We start from the raw sequence: 20,747 nt of genomic DNA, 5'->3' as shown, positions 1-20,747 counted from the left end.
ATATCGCAAAAGATGGTACGTATTTTGCTCTCAATTGTTTGATTGTTTTGCGCGCGGCAGGCCTACACTGAGCATTGAGGAAGTTGCCGCTTCCACCCCAGCGCCAGGAGAGCGCCCATGAGCCAAGTGAATTGGAATAACTATGCGTGTCGTGATTACTACGATGAGCTGATGGCCGCACCCGGTCAGCCACGCGATTCAGCGGGTGAATTGTGCAACATGTTGGCAAGGTTTAGCGCAGAAGAGTTAGCCGAGCGGAAAACCGCGGCGGAGATCGCCATTCGTACCATGGGGATTACCTTTACCGTCTACTCCGAAGGCGCGATGATCGATCGCGCCTGGCCCTTTGATATTGTGCCGCGGATTATTCCCGCCAGCGAGTGGCGTAAAACCGAGGCAGGCCTCAAACAGCGCGTGCAGGCGCTGAATCTATTTATTGATGATCTTTACCACGATCAAAAAGTCATTAAGGACAAAGTGTTACCCGCCGAAGTGCTGGCGCAGTCGGTTAATTTTCGCCCCCAGTGTGTCGGCATTAATCCCCCTCACGGCGTGTGGGCCCACGTGTGCGGTTCAGATCTAGTGCGCGATGGGGATGGCACGCTGTATGTGTTGGAAGATAACTTGCGCATTCCTTCCGGCGTCTCCTATATGTTGGAAAACCGCAACGTCACCAAGCGGGTACTGCCGGAGTTGTTTGCTTCGGGCAAAATTTTGCCCGTTGATGACTATGTGGCCAACCTCTACGACATGCTCGCCGCGATGTCACCACGGCCTGGGGATGAGCCGCAGGTGGTTGTACTGACCCCTGGAATCTATAACTCTGCTTACTTTGAGCACGCCTACCTTGCCCAGCAAATGGGCGTCGAGCTGGTGCAAGGCAGCGACCTGCTAGTCGATGACAATGATGTGGTGTACATGCGCACCGTGGAAGGACTGCGCCGGGTCGACGTTATCTACCGTCGCGTGGATGACGAGTTTCTAGACCCGGAAGCGTTTAACCCTGACTCCATGCTGGGGGTGGCGGGTCTGATGCGCGCTTGGCGGGCGGGAAAAGTGGCGCTGGCCAATGCTCCGGGTGCTGGCGTGGCGGATGACAAGGTCGTTTATGCATTCGTGCCTGCGCTGATTCGCTACTATCTCGACCAGGAACCGCTGCTGCCCAACGTGCCCAGCTACCTGTGCATGTTCGAAGATGACCGCCGCTATGTACTTGACCATCTTGATGAATTGGTGGTGAAGCCGGCCAATGAGTCGGGGGGCTATGGCATGCTGATTGGCCCGCGCTCAACCAAAGAGACCCGCGAAGAGTTTGCCCGCTTGATTAAGGCGAACCCACGCAACTATATGGCGCAGCCCACCCTGGCGCTGTCGACGACGCCTACGTTGGCGAATGGTTTACCACAGCCACGCCATGTGGATTTACGCCCCTTCATACTCTCTGGGCCTGAAATCCATGTCACCACCGGCGGGCTTACCCGGGTGGCATTGATAGAGGGGTCGTTGGTGGTGAACTCCTCTCAAGGCGGCGGCAGTAAAGATACCTGGATTGTAGAAACCGACGATAAGGCGGCAGTGGCCGCGGTGAAAGGAGCCTAACGCCATGCTGTCACGCGTTGCAGAGAACCTCTACTGGATGGCGCGCTATATTGAACGTGCGGAAGATACCGCACGTTTACTGAGCGTCAATAGTCACCTTATGCTCGATTTGCCGGGGCGCCTGCCGCTGGGTTGGGCGCCGCTTATCGAAATGACCGGCAGCCTGGAAGTCTTCACCGCACGTTATGAAGAGTTTGATGAGCGCAACGTAGTGCACTTTTTATGCGCCGATCCTGATAATGATATTTCGATTATCTCCGCGCTTGCCAGTGCCCGTGAGAACCTGAGAACCACCCGGGATGTGGTGCCCCGGGAAATTTGGGAAGAGGTTAATCAGCTCTATCTTAGCGTCGCCGATCATGCTGAAAATGGCGTGAGTCCACGCCGTCGCGATAGCTTTCTTAAAAGTGTTATTCGTGGTTGCCAGGCGTTAACGGGCCTCATTGAAGGCACCTTAAGCCATGGCCCTGCGCGTACTTTTATTGAGTTGGGCCGTCAGTTGGAGCGGGCCGATATGACCACCCGCATTGTCGATGTGCGCTCCGCCAGCCTGCTGCCACAAAACCCTGAAGAGTTGCTGCCATTCGAAAACCTGCAGTGGATGAGCGTGCTCAAGTCACTGACTGCTTACCAGATGTATCGCCAACAGGTGCGCTTGCGGGTGCGCGGGCCAGATGTGCTGCGCTTTTTGCTACAAGATCCCAATCTGCCACGCTCGATTGCCTGCAGCCTTGAAACCCTGGGTCATGAGCTGACGCTACTGCCACGCCAGGATCGTCCGGCGGCCACCGTCTCGCTGGTGCGCGCCGATGTAGTAGACGCCGATATTCAAGCGCTCGCTCATTCACCCAGTAAGCTGCACTTGTTTATCGATGAACTGCAGATCGGCTTTGCCGCTATCCACGATACCCTCAGCGCCACCTACTTTGTGAATGACGACAGCGTCCCCCGCGTGACGCAAACCCAGACTCAGACTCAAAGCCAGAGCCACGCGGGGGACAACGATAACGACTAAAGCGTAGAGGAATCGCTTTCTAACGGGCTGGCGGCCTGAATGATGTCATGCAGGTACGCCAGTTTTTCGCGCACCGCCGGGGCAAGCACACCTGGCGCTAAATCGAGCAGTCCCATATCACGGTTGAGCTCGTTCACCGCCATGCCTACCTGATGAAAGGCAATCAGCATGCTCTCAAGGCTGCCGTCGTACTCAACGTGGGTAATGCCCATGTGCAGTGCGGTATCCAGTACAGCGACCATGTCCAAGTAATAGGCGAACGTTTCGGCAAAATCCTCCCAAGGGTGCATGGTGGCGTAGGCGGAGATGAAGCGGTTGGGCCAGTCGCCGGGGGCTCCCTGCTGGTAGTAACGCTCTAACGCTTCGGTATAGCTTGGCCGGTGGTGGTTGCCAAATACTGCACGACACGTTTCTTCATCGCGATCCTTAACCAATACGTCCCAGTAGTAGTGGCCAATTTCATGGCGGAAGTGGCCAATCAAGGTGCGGTGGGACTCGTTCATATCGACCCGTAAACGCTCGCGCTCAACGTCGTCGGCCTCTTTGACGTTAATGGTGATATGACCTGCCGCATGGCCGGTATACACTTTCTCCTGGTTGGCGGTAGAGCGCCATAGTCCTTGGTCAGGCAGGGCATCAGCCATAAAAGAGAAACTCAACGGCACTGCAATAGCATCCTCTTGGGTGCCGTGGGGTAGTTTCAGTAAATCAAGGGTATGAAACAGACGCCGTTTGGCCGCCTCAAGTGCTGCCCAACGCTCGCGGTTACCATCAATAGTGAGATCGGGGATCATGGCGTTATAACGGCAGCAGTCGCATAGCGTATCCGCTTGGCCGTGTTCCATTACCACCATACGATTGCACACGTTCTCAACAGCGTAGTTGTGACACTTCATCAGCGCCGTATCACAACCTGGGTAGATGCAGCGATAGCCGCCGTTATCCAGAGGGGCAACGGCAACGATATTGCTGCAGGCAGGACACCAGCCGACCTCTGACTGGCAGCTAAGGCAGTGGGTGTTTTCATAGAAAAGCGGATTGCCACAGCGGCAGTTGAAAGCCTGCATAAATAATTCCCTGTGTTTAAACACGAGCGTTCGCCATGTGCGATCCGCGAGGCTGCGGCACACTGATAGGCCGAAGCATAGCCAGCCCTGTGACACATTGGAAAGGCTAATTGATATCCTGCCGCAGATTTTGTTGACTCATGCGATACTTGGTTGACGTTAACGTCAACTTGCTGCTATACCCTGTACTCTTGCCTTACCGCGAAGCACTTTTTAATACCGCATTTTTATAACAACCACAGCCATAACAATCACAATTAATAATAGGAGCAACGCTATGTCTGTTCGCGAAATTCCCATGTATATCGATGGCCAGCCCGTGCAGTCGCAAAGCCAGGAGTGGCGCGATGTGGTTAACCCCGCCACGCAAGAGGTGGTAGCGCGGGTACCGTTCTGTACCACTGACGAAGTGGAGCGCGCTATCAGCAGCGCTAAAGAGGCGTTTAAGGAGTGGCGAAAAGTACCGCTGGGTAAACGCATGCGCATTATGCTCAAGCTTCAGGCACTGATTCGCGACAATACCGCAGAGTTGGCGGCGCTGATCACCGAAGAGCACGGCAAAACGCTTCCCGATGCGGAAGGGGAAGTTGGCCGGGGCTTGGAAGTGGTGGAGCATGCCTGTTCGATTACCTCGCTGCAGTTGGGTGAGCTGGCGGAAAATGCCGCTAACGAGGTGGACGTTTACACTATGCACCAGCCGCTTGGGGTGGGCGCCGGTATTACTGCCTTTAACTTCCCGATTATGCTGCCGTGCTTTATGTTTCCACTGGCGATTGCCACTGGTAATACCTTCGTTCTTAAACCCTCCGAACAGGATCCCAGTTCCACCATGCGCTTAGTGGAGTTAGCCCACGAAGCCGGTGTCCCGGCAGGCGTGCTCAACGTGGTGCACGGTGGCCCTGATGTAGCCAACCAAATCGCTGATCACCAGGATATCAAAGCGCTCTCGTTCATCGGCTCTACCCATGTGGGTTCGCTGCTGTATAACCGTGCAGCGGCAGCGGGCAAGCGCATGCAAGCAATGATGGGGGCCAAGAACCACTGCGTGGTCATGCCCGATGCTAATCGTAGCCAAGCGATCAACAACCTGCTGGGCTCAGCCTTTGGCGCGGCGGGCCAACGCTGCATGGCAAACTCTGTGGTGGTGCTGGTGGGCGAGGCGCGTGAGTGGCTGAGCGATATCGTTGATGCGGCGCGTGAAATGAAAGTCGGCCCGGGCACCCAACGCGATGCGGATTTAGGCCCGCTGGTATCACCAGCTGCTCGTGACCGCGTGCTGCGTTTAATCGATGCGGGGGAGCAAGAGGGTGCCAAACTGATGGTCGATGGGCGCAATGTTCAGGTGGAGGGTTATCCCAACGGCAATTTTGTCGGGCCGACTCTGTTTGCTGACGTAAAGGCGGATATGACCATTTACCGGGAAGAGATTTTTGGTCCCGTGCTGTGCGTGGTGAGTGTTGAAACGCTGGATGAGGCGATTGCCTTTATCAATGCCAACCCTAACGGCAACGGTACCTCTATCTTTACAAACTCGGGTTGGGTAGCGCGCCGCTTTGAAACCGATATAGACGTTGGCCAAATTGGTATCAACGTGCCAATTCCGGTGCCGGTTGCCTATTTCAGTTTCACCGGCTCGCGGGCTTCGAAACTAGGTGATTTAGGCCCTAACGGTAAGCAGGCGATCGCGTTCTGGACACAAACCAAAACGGTGACGGCACGTTGGTTTGAGCCGGAAAACGTATCCAGCGGTATCAACAGCACCATTTCGCTTGGCTAATTGAAGCGATTTTAACTGCCGCACATCGGCCCGGCTTTACGCGGGGCCGATGAACCCGATGGCGCAGGGCTTAAAAGTTATCAAACAGAGGCAAGCTCTCTTCAAGCAACTGCTCGATCGGGTCAAGCTGACTTTCGTGTAAAACTAACAGTGACTGCCCGTGCATAAATTCATTAGCGGGAGGCACCAGAAGCGCAAACTCTCCCTCTTCAAGGTGAAACTCATGTATTTCGCGCATACCCAGTGGTGTCATGCATTGAGAGCAGCGATAGTTGTCATCTTCACTGTAAATAAGGCGATGATACATTTTAAACAACGTATAGAGGGCTAAGCCGCCTTCAAACGCAGGCCAGCGCGCTGGGGTCTCGCGAATTTCGCTGGAGAGGTCTTGGCCCTCGGCTTCGGCGCCTGCAATCGCATCGGCTAGCGGGGCAGCAAGAATGGCATCTTTGTCGGCAGGTAGCGGCGTGTTGTGCTTAGAGGCGTGTTCAAAATCTTTCACCGCGCGCTTAAAGTCAGCCACCCCACCGAGAGGGTAGTCGACATGCTGGAGGTCTTCGGGTTCAAAGCCGCCGTTTTCCCAGCCATGGATAACGCGTAGGGTCATTTGACCACGTGTCATTGGGCGGGCAAGTAACATATGCAACATGATACGAATATGCAGCTGACGCTCATCGGTATCATTTTCAAATGCTCGGTAAGGGTCAGCAAACAGCTCGTTTAGACGACCGGGTGTATGTTCCTTGGCTTCGTTATGGCTCATAGCGGTTTCCCTTTGAACGAGCTATTTATATTTTTAGGAGGAGGTCGCAATTCTGCTTAGGTTAGTAAGCCAGTATGGCGAGAGAAGCAACTAAATAAAAGTCTCTTCATTTAGCTTTTTGTTATCCATCGGCTAAACCGTTTTTACCAGATATTTAAATTTAACAATAAAGAGGTGAGTATGTCTGCATCGTTGAGTCGTTTTAATGTACCTGAAACATTGGATGGCCTGCCGGAAGATATTCGCAGTACCATTTTGGCCGTGCAGGAAAAAGCCGGGTTTGTGCCCAATGTCTTTCTGATGCTGGCCCATCGCCCCGCTGAGTTCCGAGCTTTCTTTGCCTATCACGATGCGTTGATGGAGCGCGAATCGGACACCCTAACCAACGTTGAGAAAGAGATGATTGTGGTCGCTACCAGTGCGCGTAACCGCTGCTTATATTGTGTGGTCGCTCACGGAGCATTGGTGCGTATTTACAGTAAAAACCCGCTGCTCGCAGATCAAGTGGCGATCAACCATCGCGTGGCGCCGATTAGTGAGCGCCACCGGGTGATGCTCGATTTCGCCATGCACTGTGCTGTTGATGTCGGTGAAATGACCGATGAGTGGTTCACGCGCTTACTGGAAGTGGGCTTTAGCCAAGAGGACTGCTGGGATATAGGCGCCATAGCGGCATTTTTTGGTTTGTCGAATCGGTTGGTTACATTGGCGGGCACGCCGCCTAATGAGGAGTTTTACTTAATGGGGCGTGTGCCTCGCTCAAGTGCGACCATTACACCTTAAACTTTACTAAGCTGTGATTCTGATTGAGAATAGTTCCTGAATCAGTGTTAACACCGTTCTTAAGCGTACCTACATTCACTGTCGCCAGGGGAGCCCCTACTCAAAAGGGCTGAGATGCGCACTGCGCAGACCCTGGAACCTGATCCGGTTAGTACCGGCGGAGGAAGCGCGACATGCTTTACCTGACGTCAGCCGTGCTTGGCGCGGCGCTGTGCTGCTTTGCTTTTTTAGGCCTACGTGCTCGCTGGGTGGATGGTTCACTTGACGACTACGTCACCGCCCGCAACTCGCAAACGGCTTCTACCCTGGGGCTCTCCTTTCTTGCTTCCGGTATGGGCGCATGGATACTCTTTGCGCCCCCCGAAATAGGCGCCTTTGTCGGCCCGCTAGCCCTTGCTGGCTATGCGCTAGGCTCTGCATTGCCATTTATTGTCTTGGGACTGTATGGGCCGAAGATTCGCCGTGCGTTGCCGGAGGGGCGCAGTATCGCCGAGTTTGCTGAAGCGTGCTATGGCCCTGGTGTACGGCGCTGGGTAACCCTGGTCTCCATCGCCTATATGGCGTGTTTTTTAGCCGCTGAACTCACCGCCATTGGGGCCATCACCGCGCTGCTTTCCGATGTGCCGCCCGCGCTGGTGATTATTGGTGTGGCGCTTACCACGCTGATTTATACCGCGGCGGGCGGGCTGCGTGCCAGCCTTGCCACTGACCGTTGGCAGGCGTGGCTGTTGCTGGTGCTGCTGTGTGTGGTGGGTGGCATGGCCCTATGGCGGTTGCCCTCTATACCCAGTGAGGCTGCACTCCCGTCTATTCCTATCACCAGTGCGCTCAGCGTAGCGTTAACGCTAGTGATCGCGGTCACCGCCGCTAACCTTTTCCACCAAGGCTATTGGCAGCGAGTATGGGCCGCTCAAGATAATCAAAGCTTGGGGCGCGGCGCCTGGTTAGGCGGCGCGATGACAGTCGTGGTAGTGATGGTGATTGGCGGTCTAGGCGTGTTGGCAGCGATGAGCGGTGTGCCGCTCGGCGAGCCCCCAATGCCATTTTTTGCTCTGTTAAGTGAAGCCCCCGTTTGGCTGACGTTACCTGCCTTGGTGTTGGCGGTGACCTTAGTGGCCTCCAGCGTTGATACACTTCAAAATGGTATTGCTTCGCTCGTGGTGGCACGCAGCGAGCAGCAGGGCGTTTCGCTGGTGGCTGCCCGCTGGGTGACGGTCGTCGTGATGATCCCGGTGGTAGTGATTGCCTTGCAGGGCCTGTCGGTACTGCGGCTATTCTTGATTGCTGACTTGCTGTGTGCCGCTATTGTGGTGCCTGTGCTGCTCGGCTTATGGCAACGCATGACGCCGATGGCGGCCATTATGGGTGGTGTCGCCGGTTTGCTGGGGGCCATTTTGCCTGGTTGGTTAAGCCAAGGAAGCCTGGTGGCCGGGGTAGTGGGCGCCAGTTTTCCGGGTAGTATCCCTACCTTGGGGCCGTTCGTTGGTGCGTTAATCGCCTCAACGCTCACAAGTGTACTACTCGCATGTTTAACCAAGAAACAGTGAGTGTTGGGCAGTAAAAGGCTGATCGCGTTATGCTGGTAGCTACACACCTACCCTGAATGGGTGACATAACAATGAGCTACCCTACAGCATCGAATGAAGAGGCGAGATTAGCCGCTCTTTACGAGCTTGACCTACTTGATACACCTGATGAACCTGCGTTTGATCGCGTCACCCGGCTGGTGACCAAGCTGCTGCATGTGCCTATCTCAACGGTGACGTTGATAGATGCTAAACGCCAATGGATAAAATCACGTGTTGGCGTTGAGGCTCGTGAGACACCCCGAGATGTGGCTTTCTGCGCTTATACCATTCAGGGCACAGAACCATTGATCATTAACGATGCCCGACAGGATCCACGCTTTGCAGACAATCCGTTTGTGAAAGCTGTCGACGGTATTCGCTTTTATGCGGGTATTCCGCTTAGTACGACCAAAGGCCTGACGCTAGGCTCTCTCTGCGCAATCGACACGAAGCCGCGTGCGATCAGTGATCAAGAATTGACGGCTCTGCAAGATTTGGCGGCGATTGTCACTGATGAAATTCATTTGCGTGAGCGACTGGTATTAGAAAAGAAAAGCGCCAAGGTATCCCAGCAAGCACTGAATGAGTTACACCGAAGTATGGAGTGCCAAATCGAGCGGCGTACCAACGAACTCAATCTCGTTATCGAGTCTGCCTATGACGCCTATATCAGTCTTGATGCACAAGACGTCATTCTGGATTGGAATCGGGCGGCTGAAATGATGTTCGGTTGGCCACGCAAAGCGGCGCTGGCTAAGCCAATCACACAGCTTATTTTTCCCACTGGGCTGCCTGCCGCGAATGATCGGGCGGCTATTGAGTTTACCGCGCACCGTTACGATGGCAATGAACTGCCCGTCGAGGTGCGCGTCAAAAAATTGGTGATTGAAGGGCGTGAACGGCGCAGCCTTTTTATCCACGATATTACCGAGCGCCAGCAGCTGGAGCGCCTGCGTAATCAACAGGCTCGTGAAGATGTATTAACCAAATTGCCTAACCGGCGAGCCCTAGATGAACGCTTACCCGAAGCAATGGCTCGCACACGGCGCAGCCAGCAGCCGTTAGCCGTTCTGTTTATGGATTTGGATGGTTTTAAGGCGATTAACGACGCCCATGGGCATGCCAAGGGCGACGATCTGCTACGTGTGATCGCTAAAAAATTAGTGAAAACGATACGTGAAACCGACTATATAGCCCGCTGGGCCGGGGATGAGTTTGTCGTCCTATTGGAGGGCAGTGAGCCCACGGCAATCGAGCAGTTGGCTAATAAATTAGTCAAGGTGGTGGAAGAACCGATGATTGCTGGAGATGCGGCGTTAAACGTCAGTGTGAGTATTGGTGTCGCGCTATATTTGCCCGCCAGCGCCGAGACAGCCAACGAACTGCTTAAGCGCGCCGATGTGGCTATGTATGAAGCCAAGCGCTCTGGAAAAGCCCAAGTACGCATTGCCCTGTCTGTTGATAACGCTAGTTAAGACCTGTAGATATTCAAGGATGACCATGATTCGGACTATTCTGACCACGCCTGAAGGCGAGACCCGTGAGGGCGATGAACACCTGATGACCGTATGGCAATCCACGCCAGGTAGCCATATATGGATCGATATGCAGGGGGAGTCCCAGCAGAGCGAGCGCAAAATTTTAGAGGCGTTTGAGTTTCATCCCATGGCCATTCAGGATGCTCACAAAGAGCGCCATCCGCCTAAAATTGAAGAGTTCGACAACCATACGCTGATTATTTATCGCGGCATCTCCTCCTTCGATGCCGAACTGAACTACCTGCCTCAGCAGGTTTGCTTTTTTGTGGGTGAGCGTTTTTTGGTTACGCTTCATCCTGGACAAGCGCTCTCCATTGAGCGCCTTTTCAACGAGCACGGTAAAGCCCTGCTGGCCCACTCGCCTGAACACGTCGCGCTGCGGATAATGTATATTTCAGCGGGCTTTTATATTGACAGCTTGCTCGAATTTGAAACGGCGTTAAGCGATCTTGAAGACGAACTGCTGGAAAATGGTAATGATGTGCTAATGCGCAAGATCATCACTTACCGTTCCCGGCTGGTTAAGATGCGCCGCATCTTTAGCTACCACCAGGGTATTACCCAGGAACTAACCGCTTATGACTACGAGCATTTGCCTCGGGAAGATAGCGAAACCCTGCACGCCATCAACGACGTAGCGGATCGTTTCGAGCGTCTCTACACCTTGACCCAGATGTATTACGACATTTGCGGTGACTTGGTTGATGGCTATATCTCTATTTCCTCCCACCAGTTAAATATCACCATGCGCGTGCTCACGGTGATTACCGCGATCTTTGTCCCTCTTACGTTTATCGCCGGGATTTACGGCATGAACTTCGAAAATATGCCTGAATTGCGTTATCAATACGGCTACTTTTTTGTTTGGGGTGCCATGCTAGGTATCGGTGGCGTGCTGATTTGGCTGTTTAAGCGCAAGCACTGGTTTTAGGCTAGCCAGTGAGCGACTCGCCAGGAAACGAAAAGTTGACACATACGTAGGTGGTCAGCGGTTGAGTGTGGCATCCTCTGCAGCGACCAAAACTATAAGGCATAAAGCCTAGACTAGCGTTTTAACTGGGAGTTGTTCCATGACCATTATGATTATCGGGCTGCTGATTTTTTTAGGCAGCCACTCTGTACGTATTTTTGCTGAAGACTGGCGTCAGCAGCAGATTGCTCAACGCGGCGAAACCACTTGGAAAGTCGCCTATTCAGCCGTATCCATCGTTGGCCTGGCCATTGCTATTTACGGTTTTGGCCAGATGCGCCTAGACCCCATCTATATCTGGCACCCGCCCGCGGGCATGCGTCATGCGGTGGCGTTGCTGATGGTGCCAGCCTTTATCATGCTGGTGGCGGCCTATGTTCCGGGCAACGCCATTAGGGCCAAGCTTGGCCATCCGATGATGCTGGCGGTAAAAATCTGGGCGTTTGCTCACCTGCTGGCCAACGGGCGCTTAGGCGATATTATCTTTTTTGCTGCCTTTCTTATCTGGGCTATCCTGGCGTTCAAGACCGCTAAAAAACGCGGCCGCTTGACACCGCCTGAGTCGGTTAGTACCTCAAAAATGGCAACGATTGCCACCGTGCTAGTGGGCTTGATAGCGTATGTCGTGTTTGCCTTTTATCTACATACAGCGCTGATTGGCGTCCCCGTCTTTAGCTAACCTGTATTTGATCAGCCTGTCTTTATCGATTTAGGAGCCAGCCCATGGCCGAAACTTCACATACTGCGCCGACTACCATGGCCGCTATGCTATTAACCGGGCATGGTGGTATCGAAAAGTTGGAATACCATCAGGATGTCGCCACGCCGCAGCCTAAGGCGGGTGAAGTACTGGTGCAGGTGACCGCGACGGCGAAGAACAACACTGACCGCAAGGCCCGTGAAGGGCTTTATCCCACCAAGGACAAGGGCGATGTTACCTCCTTTGCCATGGGCGGCACCCCCACGTTAACCTTCCCGCGGATTCAAGGGGCCGATGTCGCTGGCCGCATAGTGGCGGTCGGCGAAGGCGTTGACGTTGAGCGCATTGGCCAGCGCGGGCTGCTTGATTTTAATATCTACGCTGACGAGCGTCGCGATATTAATCTAACCCCGGATTACTACGGCCATGGAGCCGACGGCGGGTTTGCTGAGTATATCGCCGTGCCTGCGGATCAGTTTTATCACGTGCCCAACCCTGAACTGCACGATGCCGAACTGGCCGCAATGGGCATGTGCTCGTATCAGACGGCTTACCATATGATGACCGCTGCCAAAGTGAGTGCTGGCGAGCGTGTGCTGGTCAGCGGAGCCAGCGGCGGCGTGGGCACCGCACTTATTCAGCTCTGCCGCATCGTGGGCGCTATCCCCTATGCGGTCAGCCAGTTAGACAAGGCCGAGGCGCTCAAAGCATTAGGTGCGGAAGCGGTGATTGATCGTGGCGACCTGCCCACCTTTGTTGAGCGGGTGCTGGAAACCACTGCTGGCCAACCGATTGATGCAGTGATGGATTTGGTTGGTGGTGAGATGACCAACCTGTTTATCGACACCATGATTGTTGATATGCAGGGGCGCAAAAGCTATCCGCGCCTCTCTATTGCCGGGGCTAGCGGTGGCAACCTTAGCGAAATGATGTGGACCCGGGTTTATCTTTACCAAGTGCAGATATTTGGCGTTTCCCACGGCACCCGTGAAGAGGCCGAACAGTTAGTGGCGTGGATTCGCAGTGGCGACTTAAAGCCAGTGCTGCATGCGGCATTTAAGCTGTCTGATCTGCATGCCGCCGAGCGCTATTTTGTCAATCGGGGCAGCAACTACCTGGGCAAAATTGTGCTTGTCCCCGACGCCCAGTGGGCCTCCCACGGTGCGCCGTTCGCCCTCGAAAACTCCTCTTCTGCCGCTCAGGAGCGCCAATAGTGCATAACCTGCATACCATTCAGCTAATGGACACCCATGCCGGAGGCGATGTTAGTCGTATCGTCACGGGGGGGATTGATAGTCTGCCGGGCGCCACTGTGCGCGAGCAGATGGAGTATCTGCGCGATGATGCCGACGGTTTGCGGCGCCTGCTGCTGGAAGAGCCCTACGGTATTCCGGAAATGTCGGTTGATTTGCTAGTGCCCGCCACTCACCCAGAAGCGGTCGCGGGTTACATCATTATGGAAGTGATGGGGTACCCCATTTACTCCGGCTCCAACACGCTGTGTACCGCCACTGCGGTGTTGGAGAGTGGCATTGTGCCCAAGCAGGAAGGTATTCAGCGTTTTAAGCTGGAAGCGCCAGCGGGTCTAGTGCAAATCGAAGCAAAGGTGCATAACGGGGTGGTGGAGTCGGTTACCTGTGGCGGCCTGCCCAGCTATATCGATACCTACCGCGATACGATTCAAGTCCCGGGGGTTGGCGAAGTCACTTATTCGATTGCCTATAGCGGTGGTTTTTACGCTTTAGTCGATGCCACTGAGCTGGGCTTTAAGCTTTCCCGTGATGAAGAGCGCGCGCTTTCGGAGTGTGCCTACAAAATTGTCGAAGCGATAAAAGCGCAGCGAGGCTTTTCCCACTACACTCTGGGCGATGTTGGGCCGCTGCCATTTTTGCACTTTATGGGCCCTGAAGAGCAAATAGGGGAGGGGTATACACGTTCACGGTCAACGACCTACGTTCATCCAGGCGTTATTTGCCGCAGCACAACGGGCACCGGCACCTCGGCACGTCTAGCGCTAATGCACTACGAAGGGCGTTTGAATGTAGGTGATAAGCTAGAGACGGTGTCACTGCGTGAGACGGGGTTTATCGGCACCTTCATTGGCACCCATCAGGAAGGGGCTTACCAGGTAGTGGAAAATACCATTACTGGCCGCAGCTATGTATTGGCCCACTCGGATATTGTGATTAACTGTGATGACCCGATGGTCGCGTGTGGCGAGCTACACCATATCTTGCGCGACCGTCACTCGCCAGAAGCCCTGCCTTTAGAAACGTAGCCTTTGGAAACATAGCCCTTAGAAACATAGCCCTTAGAAACATAGCCCTTAGAAACATAGCCTTCGGCGATTAAGCGTTCCCATACCGGGGTCTTTTCGGCCTCGGTCATGCTGCCCCAAACCGCAATTTCATCCAGCGTGCGGCCACACCCTTCACACACCGATGTTGTTGGTTCAATCTGACAGATCTGTATGCAGGGCGAAAGGGGTCGCTGAGCGGGAGGTGCGGCGTCTTTAGTCATTAAGAGGCCGACACCTTACCGCGCAGCGATTTAATTTTGCCCTTACGGGTTTTGTGATCAACGCGGCGGCGCTGCGAACCTTTGGTAGGCTTAGTGGCACGGCGTACTTTTTGCTGCTTGGTGGCACTCTGTATCAGCTCTTTTAAACGCGCTAGCGCGTCCTCTTTATTGAGCTCGAGCTTGCGGTGGCTCTGGGCTTTAATAATGACCACGCCCTCTTTGCTGATGCGCTGATCGGCCAGCGCCATTAAGCGCTCCTTGTATAGCGGGGGCAGCGTGGAACTCAGAATGTCGAAGCGCAGGTGTACCGCTGAAGCGACTTTATTGACGTTCTGGCCGCCGGCGCCTTGGGCGCGAATCTGGCTAATATCAATCTCCCAGTCTGCCAGGGTAACGTTACTTGAAATGGTGAGCATTAATGGCCTCTGTGTTACTCGTGAACCCATAAGGCTAGCACAATTGGCACAGAGGCAGTGGTCGCTACACTCTTATCGCGCTCAATTAACTGGCTAGATTGTTGATCGGCTGACCATTGATATACGCCAGTAGATTGCTAAAAGCATCGCCAAAATAGAGTTCGTAGCTATCTTTCTCTACATAGCCAAGGTGTGGCGTGGCGACAAGGTTAGGCAGCTCTAGTAGCGAGTCAGCCAAAAGCGGTTCCGCGTCAAAAACGTCGACGGCGGCTTGGCCGGGCTGCCCGGCTTTTAGAGCCTGCTCCAGTGTCCCTGGCGCCACTAGCTGAGCACGGCTGGTATTTACCAACAAAGACGTCGGCTTCATTTGGGCGAGGGATTCAGCGCTGACTATACCGCGGGTTTCGTCGTTCAAACGCAGGTGGAGGCTGAGCACATCCGCACGCTGAAACAGATCGGCCTGGGTTTGGGCCACCTCAATTCCGGCATCAGAGGCGCGCTGGAGAGTGCCTTCCCGGCCCCACACCAACACCTTCATTTCAAATGCCTGACCGTAGCATGCTACTAAACTGCCGATTTTTCCGTAGCCAAAAATGCCGAGTGTGCGACCTTTCAGACCTGTACCTAAGGTGCGTTGCCAGCGGCCTGCTTTCAGGTTCTCAACCTCTGCCGGTATATGGCGCATCGCGGCCAGCACCAAACCCCAGGTTAATTCCGCTGCAGCGTAGGGCGAACCGGTGCCCGTCATTACCGTTATGCCATGATGGCGGCAGGCCGGTATATCCACATGAGCGGCACCGCCACCGGTTTGGCTAATCACTTTCAGGTTGGGCAAACGCTTAAGTAGGGCTGCGGTTATCGGTGTGCGTTCGCGAATAAGCACTAGCGCCTCGGCTGCCTTGAAACGCTCACTCAGCGCGTCCAGGTCGGTAAGGGTGTCGTGATAAACCGTTACATCATGGCCTTCGAGCTGTTTGAAGGCATCTAAATGGCGCACACAGTCCTGGTAATCATCGGCAATGACAATCTTCATTAAAAGGTCTCCTCAAACTGGCCTTATCGATAATGGCAAAACTGAGCGTCGTAGGCTGTGCTGTTATAGAGTGATACTAACCTGAAAACTCACCATCAAGGAGCCATCAATGAGTGATTACCTATTAGATGACGCGCCGCTAAGCCCAGGGGTTATTTATCGGCTGCTATCCGGCAGCGTTTGCCCCCGGCCAATTGCCTGGGTATCTACCCAGGATAAGCGGGGAAATACCAATTTGGCGCCGTTTTCCTTCTTTAACGTGGCCAGTGTGAATCCGCCGGTGCTGGCATTTTCGCCATTACTCAATGGCAGCGGCGAACTTAAAGACACGGTGCGCAATTTAAATGAAGTACCTGAATGCGTCGTGCATGTGGGTAGTGAAGGGTTAATTGAGGCGCTCAATACCACCAGCGCCAGCTTGCCGCCGGGCGAGGATGAGTTTGCCCTGGCGGAGCTTGAAAAAGCCGTGATGCCTGGCGTAAACGTACCGCGGATTGCGAATGCTCCTGTGGCGTTTGGCTGCAAACTTTTTGATATGATCCGGTTTGGTGACCAGCCTTTGGCAGGCACGTTAGTGCTGGCTCAAGTCGTCTCAATTCATATTGACGATTCGCTGTGGGACGGCCGCCATGTGGATATGGATTTGCTCAAACCTGTTGGGCGTTTAGCTGGCAGTGATTACATTCGGATTAGCGACCGTTTTGCCATCGAAAGACCCGCATAAAACGCATAATTTAGAGCTTTTGGCGGGCTTGAAATTAATTGTTACATTCTAAGTAATATTTGTTACTTATTAATCAACGATAATTAATCTTTAGTCGTATATTCTCCTGCCGATAGTAATAACTAAAGGCTCGGTAATGTGGCGAAGGTGTGAGGGGTGCACGACATACCTTTGCCCATGCTATTTACGTGGGGAAGTGATCTAGCCATTAAGGAGCAGATCAATGCAACGATTGGGAACCTGGTTATTAAGAGAAGTCTTATTAAAAAGGATTGTATTAACAATAGCTTTATTAGGCGGGGTGTTTGCTCCACTGCTAGCGCAGGCGGAACTGACCTTTGGGATTGTTGCCCCTTCCAGCGGGGGGGCAGCACCGCTAGGGCTGGGCATGCAAAAAGGTATCGAGACCTACTTTGCCGAAGTCAATGCAGAGGGTGGGGTTAATGGCGAAACGCTTGCCTTGATTGCCCGCGATGATCAGTACAAACCGCTGCAAGCCGCCAGTAATACCCGAGAACTTATTCAAGAGGATGAAGTGCTGGCTGCGATTGGCAATGTCGGCACTCCGACGGCTACCGTTACCATTCCCATTTATAACGAATATGAAACGCTGCTTTATGGGGCGTTTACCGGTGCAGGCGTACTGCGTAAGACACCGCCAGACCGCTACGTGATTAACTATCGGGCCAGCTACGTACAAGAAACCGCCGCCATGGTGGATGGGCTGTTGGAAGCAGGGGTGTTGCCCGAGGAAATTGCCTTCTTCACCCAAAACGATAGCTTTGGCGATGCGGGATATAATGGTGCCTCACAAGCGTTAACTGCCCATGGCGTTGATAATATTTCGGCGCTGGCCCATGGACGCTTTACCCGCGGAACTCGCAATATTCACCAGGGCCTAGCGACCATTTTGGAAGCGCCAGTGACGCCGCGGGCGATTATTATTGTGGGTACCTACGGGCCTGCTGCAGACTTTATTCGTGAAGCGAAGAATGACCTTCCTGAGGCGGTATTTCTAAACGTCTCTTTTGTGGGCAGCCAAGCGCTTATGGATGAGCTCGGTGATCTCGCAGAAGGTGTCATTATTACCCAGGTCGTACCGCCCCTGGATGCCGAACTGCCTGCTGTTGAGTCCTACCGCCAGGCGCTGGAAACCCATGCCAATGGTAGCGAACCTGACTTTATTTCCCTTGAAGGCTACCTGGCGGCAAAGCTCTTTGTCGAGGGCGTAAAGGCGGCCGGCGCGAACCCAGATCGTGACGCTATTGTGGATGGCTTGCTCGGCTTGGGCTCGGTGGATATTGGCTTAGAAGAGCCGTTGAGCTTGGGGCCTGATGATCATCAAGCCAGCGATGCGGTATGGCCCACTATTATCACAAATGGCCGTTTCGAGTCAGTGGAATGGGCAAACCTGCTGCCCTAACGCTTACACCACCAAAGCTTACGTTATTTGTAAGACCCTGACACAAGTGAAAACAGATAATGAAAAAAACCTTAAGTATTCGAGCGATGTTGATCAGCCTGTTCTTAGCTGCCGTGCTGGGCGCCGTCGTACTGGCAGCAACGGGATGGACCACCAACCAACGGCTAATCGACTCACAGCGCTATATTACCGGTGAGGTGTTACCGCTTCAGGATGCCAGCATGGGCATGGTGCTCACCATGGGGGCATTTGGTCAACGCCATGCGGATTTGCTTGCTGCAGAGGGCGTGAATGGCCTTGATGAAGTCACTACTCAATCGGCATTAGATGAGCGTTTTCATGATGCGCGACAAGGCCTGCGTGGAGTTGATCAAACGCAAGGATTGAGTGACCTGGATAGCCACTATCAAGCGTTGCTAGAAGGGGATACGGCGCTGGAAGCCGTGCGCCGTGAAGAGCTGAACCTACAAACTCAAATGGCTGAGCGCATTAGTGCGATGCAATCACTCATTTCACAAGTGATGCTGAGCGCTGAAGATATTGCCGGTCGTACGGCGTTAGCGCAGGTTCGTAGTGATCGTGAACAGCGCGAGTTAATGGAAGCCTGGCGCGAAGATGGCATGACCACGCTGCCAACACAGTTGCTCGACAACATGTTTACCGCGCAAGCGGATATCGGACGCCTAAGCGGCAATGCCCGCATGGCGTTGGCGGTACTGTCTGACCTGGGTCGCCAGATGATGCAAACGGATAGCGCCGACGCGCTGGTCAACTTGCGCCACAATGAAATTGCCCAACAGGTGGGGCTGGCTCGCCAGTCACTCGCAGCGATCGCCGATGCACCGAGTACCGGAGTAGAGCAGCGCGCGCTGATTAGTGATTTAGACGATGTCATCGTAGAGCTGGATGGACTGATGGTATCCGATGACAACGCTGTCTATGAGCTTCGTTTACAGCAGTTGGAGTTAAGCGCCCAGGTGCAAGCGGCGCTCACAAATGTTGCCCAAGCGATGACTCAGATGCGTGCGGCGCTAAGTGATGTTGAAGCGTATACCGTCGGTCAGGCTGACAGCGCCGCGACCCAGGCAGAGACGTTAGCAAATGCTGGTCGTTCCTTACTGATCATGGTCACACTAGCGGTTATCGCACTACTTGCGATTTTTGGCTGGCGTACCATGGTACGGGTGCTGGGCCCGCTAGTAGCGATGCGCCATCAAATGGAAAACATCAGTGGTGCCGCAGGCGAAAATGCTGACCTGTCTAAGCGTCTTGAGCTTAAGCGCAACGATGAAGTGGGCCAAACTGCTCAAGCGTTTAATAATATGATGGATACCTTTGAAAGCATGGTGGCGCAAATTCGTGAAAGCGCCGAATCCATTGCGGCCAGCAGCCGACAAATTGCCGCGGGTAATGAGAACCTCTCCCAGCGTACCGACCAGCAGGCGGCGTCGTTGGCGGAAACGGCCTCAAGTCTTGAACAGATTACTGCCACGGTGAAACAGACCGCTGAGTACGCTGATCAGGCCAAAGACGCCAGCGGCAATGTTGACCAGCGCGCTCGTGCAGCAGGCGATGTGTCAACGCGCACGACGGCGGCGATGGGGGATATCCGTGAGGCGAGCGAAAAGATCACCTCTATTATTAAAGCCATTGACGATATCGCCTTTCAAACCAACTTGCTGGCGCTCAATGCTTCTGTTGAAGCCGCGCGAGCGGGTGAGCAGGGGCGGGGGTTTGCCGTGGTGGCCCAGGAAGTTCGCAAACTAGCTGGACGTAGCGCCGAAGAAGCTGCCCAAATTCGCCATTTGGTTGACGATAGTGTCGCCAAGGTAAGCGAGGGTGAGCAACTGGTAAACGCCTCCAGCAAACACCTGCAGGAAATCATTGATAGCCTGGGTGAGGTGACGCGCTATGTTACCGAGATTGCAGGAGCGACCCATGAGCAATCGGCTGGTATTGATCAGATCAACCAGGCAATTTCGCAGTTGGATCAGGTGACACACCAGAATGCCCGGTTGGTGCAAGAAGCGACCACGGCCAGCCATACGCTGGATGATCGTGCCGGGGATATGCATTCACTGGTAGGGCGCTTCCGCGTCAGTGACACGGCAGGGCAGCAGCGTCTCTCTCTCCCACAGAAGGAAGAAGTTACTCAGTAGTAAGCAATTACTACCTGTTGTTGGAAAGCGCTTGCTAGTCTCATCTAACACGCCCCGCGTGTGCTCAAACACTCGATCAATAATCATAAGATAAATAGATAAGAGGAGCACGGAGATGAGCAGCAAGCGCATTTTAATGATCACCGGCGATTTCACTGAAGATTATGAAACCATGGTGCCGTTTCAGGCACTCATGGCCGTTGGCCACCGTGTCGATGCTGTCTGCCCTGGGAAAGCCTCAGGCGACACCGTGGCCACCGCGATTCATGACTTTGAAGGCGATCAAACCTATTCCGAAAAGCCCGGCCACCGCTTTGCACTGAACGCTGATTTCGCCAGCACTAATCCAGCCGATTACGATGCTCTGGTGGTGCCTGGTGGCCGCGCACCGGAGTATCTTCGCTTGAATAAAGAGGTGCTAACCATGGTTCAGCACTTTTTTGAGACCCATAAGCCCGTGGCTGCGATTTGTCACGGCGCCCAGCTGTTAGCTGCTGCCAACGTGCTGGAAGGTCGGCAGTGCTCTGCGTACCCTGCCTGCCAGCCGGAGGTAGAACTTGCGGGTGGCCACTTTGCCAACCTGGAAGTGACCGATGCGGTCACTGATGGCAATTTAGTCACCGCACCGGCTTGGCCTGCCCACCCGGCTTGGCTTGCCCAGTTTATGGCGTTACTGAATAAGTAAGTTTATC

19 protein-coding genes and 1 riboswitch are annotated in these 20,747 nt (G+C 54.1%); of the genes, 14 read left to right on the top strand and 5 right to left on the bottom strand.

What is annotated here, in order from left to right; translation table 11 throughout:
• The first annotated feature begins 117 nt into the window (after nt 1-117).
• Both U738_RS20045 and U738_RS20040 read left to right on the top strand, forming a co-directional pair.
• Entirely contained in the window at nt 118-1,599 is a 1,482-nt protein-coding gene (locus tag U738_RS20045; protein WP_035584641.1) for a circularly permuted type 2 ATP-grasp protein, read from the top strand.
• A 4-nt stretch (nt 1,600-1,603) separates the two neighbouring features.
• Nucleotides 1,604-2,614: an alpha-E domain-containing protein gene (locus U738_RS20040; RefSeq protein WP_035584638.1), complete on the top strand. Its 1,011-nt coding sequence runs from the start codon at nt 1,604-1,606 to the stop codon at nt 2,612-2,614.
• Here U738_RS20040 and U738_RS20035 read toward each other — a convergent pair.
• On the bottom strand, nt 2,611-3,681 hold the full coding sequence (locus tag U738_RS20035; RefSeq protein WP_035584634.1) for a zinc-binding metallopeptidase family protein: 1,071 nt from the start codon (nt 3,679-3,681) through the stop codon (nt 2,611-2,613). The two genes, U738_RS20040 and U738_RS20035, sit on opposite strands and share 4 nt — an antisense overlap.
• Nucleotides 3,682-3,958: 277 nt before the next feature.
• Here U738_RS20035 and U738_RS20030 point away from each other — a divergent pair, with 277 nt between their 5' ends.
• A complete protein-coding gene (locus tag U738_RS20030; RefSeq protein WP_035584631.1) occupies nt 3,959-5,458 on the top strand; it encodes a CoA-acylating methylmalonate-semialdehyde dehydrogenase in 1,500 nt (499 codons plus the stop codon).
• Nucleotides 5,459-5,528: 70 nt separating this feature from the next.
• On the opposite strand, the gene U738_RS20025 is transcribed toward U738_RS20030, so the two are convergent.
• Entirely contained in the window at nt 5,529-6,221 is a 693-nt protein-coding gene (locus tag U738_RS20025; RefSeq protein WP_035584628.1) for a hypothetical protein, read from the bottom strand.
• A 180-nt stretch (nt 6,222-6,401) separates the two neighbouring features.
• Here U738_RS20025 and U738_RS20020 point away from each other — a divergent pair, with 180 nt between their 5' ends.
• The 7 genes from U738_RS20020 to U738_RS19990 all read left to right on the top strand — a co-directional run bounded on the left by U738_RS20020 (nt 6,402) and on the right by U738_RS19990 (nt 14,058).
• Nucleotides 6,402-7,004 (top strand): peroxidase-related enzyme, encoded by a 603-nt coding sequence (locus U738_RS20020; RefSeq protein WP_035584625.1) that lies wholly within the window; start codon nt 6,402-6,404, stop codon nt 7,002-7,004.
• A gap of 76 nt (nt 7,005-7,080) precedes the next feature.
• Nucleotides 7,081-7,188: riboswitch (TPP riboswitch) on the top strand.
• Complete coding sequence (locus U738_RS20015; protein ID WP_035584622.1) at nt 7,178-8,551, top strand: sodium:solute symporter family transporter; 1,374 nt, start codon at nt 7,178-7,180, stop codon at nt 8,549-8,551. (Overlaps the previous riboswitch by 11 nt.)
• Before the next feature lie 71 nt (nt 8,552-8,622).
• Complete coding sequence (locus U738_RS20010) at nt 8,623-10,047, top strand: sensor domain-containing diguanylate cyclase (RefSeq protein ID WP_035584619.1); 1,425 nt, start codon at nt 8,623-8,625, stop codon at nt 10,045-10,047.
• 25 nt (nt 10,048-10,072) lie between these two features.
• On the top strand, nt 10,073-11,041 hold the full coding sequence (corA, locus tag U738_RS20005; RefSeq protein ID WP_035584616.1) for a magnesium/cobalt transporter CorA: 969 nt from the start codon (nt 10,073-10,075) through the stop codon (nt 11,039-11,041).
• A gap of 139 nt (nt 11,042-11,180) precedes the next feature.
• Complete coding sequence (locus U738_RS20000) at nt 11,181-11,759, top strand: NnrU family protein (protein WP_035584612.1); 579 nt, start codon at nt 11,181-11,183, stop codon at nt 11,757-11,759.
• A 44-nt stretch (nt 11,760-11,803) separates the two neighbouring features.
• Nucleotides 11,804-12,994 (top strand): zinc-binding dehydrogenase, encoded by a 1,191-nt coding sequence (locus tag U738_RS19995; RefSeq protein WP_035584608.1) that lies wholly within the window; start codon nt 11,804-11,806, stop codon nt 12,992-12,994.
• Entirely contained in the window at nt 12,994-14,058 is a 1,065-nt protein-coding gene (locus tag U738_RS19990) for a proline racemase family protein (RefSeq protein ID WP_172821663.1), read from the top strand. Before U738_RS19995 ends, U738_RS19990 begins: the two co-directional genes overlap by 1 nt.
• Here U738_RS19990 and U738_RS19985 read toward each other — a convergent pair.
• The 3 genes from U738_RS19985 to U738_RS19975 form a co-directional block, all read right to left on the bottom strand.
• Nucleotides 14,025-14,300, bottom strand: coding sequence for a DUF1289 domain-containing protein (locus U738_RS19985; protein ID WP_035584604.1), 276 nt, complete (start codon nt 14,298-14,300; stop codon nt 14,025-14,027). The genes U738_RS19990 and U738_RS19985 overlap by 34 nt on opposite strands.
• Nucleotides 14,300-14,716 carry an alternative ribosome rescue aminoacyl-tRNA hydrolase ArfB gene (gene arfB, locus U738_RS19980; RefSeq protein WP_035584601.1) on the bottom strand — a complete coding sequence of 139 codons (417 nt, stop codon included), beginning with the start codon at nt 14,714-14,716 and terminating at the stop codon, nt 14,300-14,302. Before arfB ends, U738_RS19985 begins: the two co-directional genes overlap by 1 nt.
• An 85-nt stretch (nt 14,717-14,801) precedes the next feature.
• A complete protein-coding gene (locus U738_RS19975; protein WP_035584598.1) occupies nt 14,802-15,749 on the bottom strand; it encodes a D-2-hydroxyacid dehydrogenase family protein in 948 nt (315 codons plus the stop codon).
• 109 nt (nt 15,750-15,858) lie between these two features.
• On the opposite strand from U738_RS19975, the gene U738_RS19970 reads away from it, so the two are divergent.
• From U738_RS19970 to U738_RS19955, 4 genes are all read left to right on the top strand, one after another.
• On the top strand, nt 15,859-16,473 hold the full coding sequence (locus U738_RS19970) for a flavin reductase family protein (protein ID WP_035584595.1): 615 nt from the start codon (nt 15,859-15,861) through the stop codon (nt 16,471-16,473).
• Between the two features lie 223 nt (nt 16,474-16,696).
• Complete coding sequence (locus U738_RS19965) at nt 16,697-17,896, top strand: ABC transporter substrate-binding protein (RefSeq protein WP_035584592.1); 1,200 nt, start codon at nt 16,697-16,699, stop codon at nt 17,894-17,896.
• Between the two features lie 59 nt (nt 17,897-17,955).
• On the top strand, nt 17,956-20,055 hold the full coding sequence (locus U738_RS19960; RefSeq protein ID WP_035584589.1) for a methyl-accepting chemotaxis protein: 2,100 nt from the start codon (nt 17,956-17,958) through the stop codon (nt 20,053-20,055).
• Nucleotides 20,056-20,170: 115 nt separating this feature from the next.
• A complete protein-coding gene (locus tag U738_RS19955; protein WP_035584586.1) occupies nt 20,171-20,740 on the top strand; it encodes a DJ-1/PfpI family protein in 570 nt (189 codons plus the stop codon).
• The last annotated feature ends 7 nt before the right edge of the window (nt 20,741-20,747 follow it).

The organism is Halomonas sp. TG39a, assembly GCF_000744395.1.
Classification (GTDB): Bacteria; Pseudomonadota; Gammaproteobacteria; order Pseudomonadales; family Halomonadaceae; genus Vreelandella; species Vreelandella ventosae_B.
This window is presented reverse-complemented; position numbering and strand designations above follow the sequence as displayed.

Excerpts from the sequence above, each read along its gene's own strand:
- corA (WP_035584616.1), top strand. The coding sequence starts at position 10,073 with ATGATTCGGACTATTCTGACCACGCCTGAAGGCGAGACCCGTGAGGGC.
- U738_RS20020 (WP_035584625.1), top strand. The coding sequence starts at position 6,402 with ATGTCTGCATCGTTGAGTCGTTTTAATGTACCTGAAACATTGGATGGC.
- U738_RS19965 (WP_035584592.1), top strand. The coding sequence starts at position 16,697 with ATGCAACGATTGGGAACCTGGTTATTAAGAGAAGTCTTATTAAAAAGG.
- U738_RS19955 (WP_035584586.1), top strand. The coding sequence starts at position 20,171 with ATGAGCAGCAAGCGCATTTTAATGATCACCGGCGATTTCACTGAAGAT.
- arfB (WP_035584601.1), bottom strand. The coding sequence starts at position 14,716 with ATGCTCACCATTTCAAGTAACGTTACCCTGGCAGACTGGGAGATTGAT.
- U738_RS20045 (WP_035584641.1), top strand. The coding sequence starts at position 118 with ATGAGCCAAGTGAATTGGAATAACTATGCGTGTCGTGATTACTACGAT.
- U738_RS19985 (WP_035584604.1), bottom strand. The coding sequence starts at position 14,300 with ATGACTAAAGACGCCGCACCTCCCGCTCAGCGACCCCTTTCGCCCTGC.
- U738_RS19975 (WP_035584598.1), bottom strand. The coding sequence starts at position 15,749 with ATGAAGATTGTCATTGCCGATGATTACCAGGACTGTGTGCGCCATTTA.
- U738_RS20040 (WP_035584638.1), top strand. The coding sequence starts at position 1,604 with ATGCTGTCACGCGTTGCAGAGAACCTCTACTGGATGGCGCGCTATATT.
- U738_RS20015 (WP_035584622.1), top strand. The coding sequence starts at position 7,178 with ATGCTTTACCTGACGTCAGCCGTGCTTGGCGCGGCGCTGTGCTGCTTT.
- U738_RS20030 (WP_035584631.1), top strand. The coding sequence starts at position 3,959 with ATGTCTGTTCGCGAAATTCCCATGTATATCGATGGCCAGCCCGTGCAG.
- U738_RS20035 (WP_035584634.1), bottom strand. The coding sequence starts at position 3,681 with ATGCAGGCTTTCAACTGCCGCTGTGGCAATCCGCTTTTCTATGAAAAC.
- U738_RS19960 (WP_035584589.1), top strand. The coding sequence starts at position 17,956 with ATGAAAAAAACCTTAAGTATTCGAGCGATGTTGATCAGCCTGTTCTTA.
- U738_RS19970 (WP_035584595.1), top strand. The coding sequence starts at position 15,859 with ATGAGTGATTACCTATTAGATGACGCGCCGCTAAGCCCAGGGGTTATT.
- U738_RS20025 (WP_035584628.1), bottom strand. The coding sequence starts at position 6,221 with ATGAGCCATAACGAAGCCAAGGAACATACACCCGGTCGTCTAAACGAG.
- U738_RS19995 (WP_035584608.1), top strand. The coding sequence starts at position 11,804 with ATGGCCGAAACTTCACATACTGCGCCGACTACCATGGCCGCTATGCTA.
- U738_RS20000 (WP_035584612.1), top strand. The coding sequence starts at position 11,181 with ATGACCATTATGATTATCGGGCTGCTGATTTTTTTAGGCAGCCACTCT.
- U738_RS20010 (WP_035584619.1), top strand. The coding sequence starts at position 8,623 with ATGAGCTACCCTACAGCATCGAATGAAGAGGCGAGATTAGCCGCTCTT.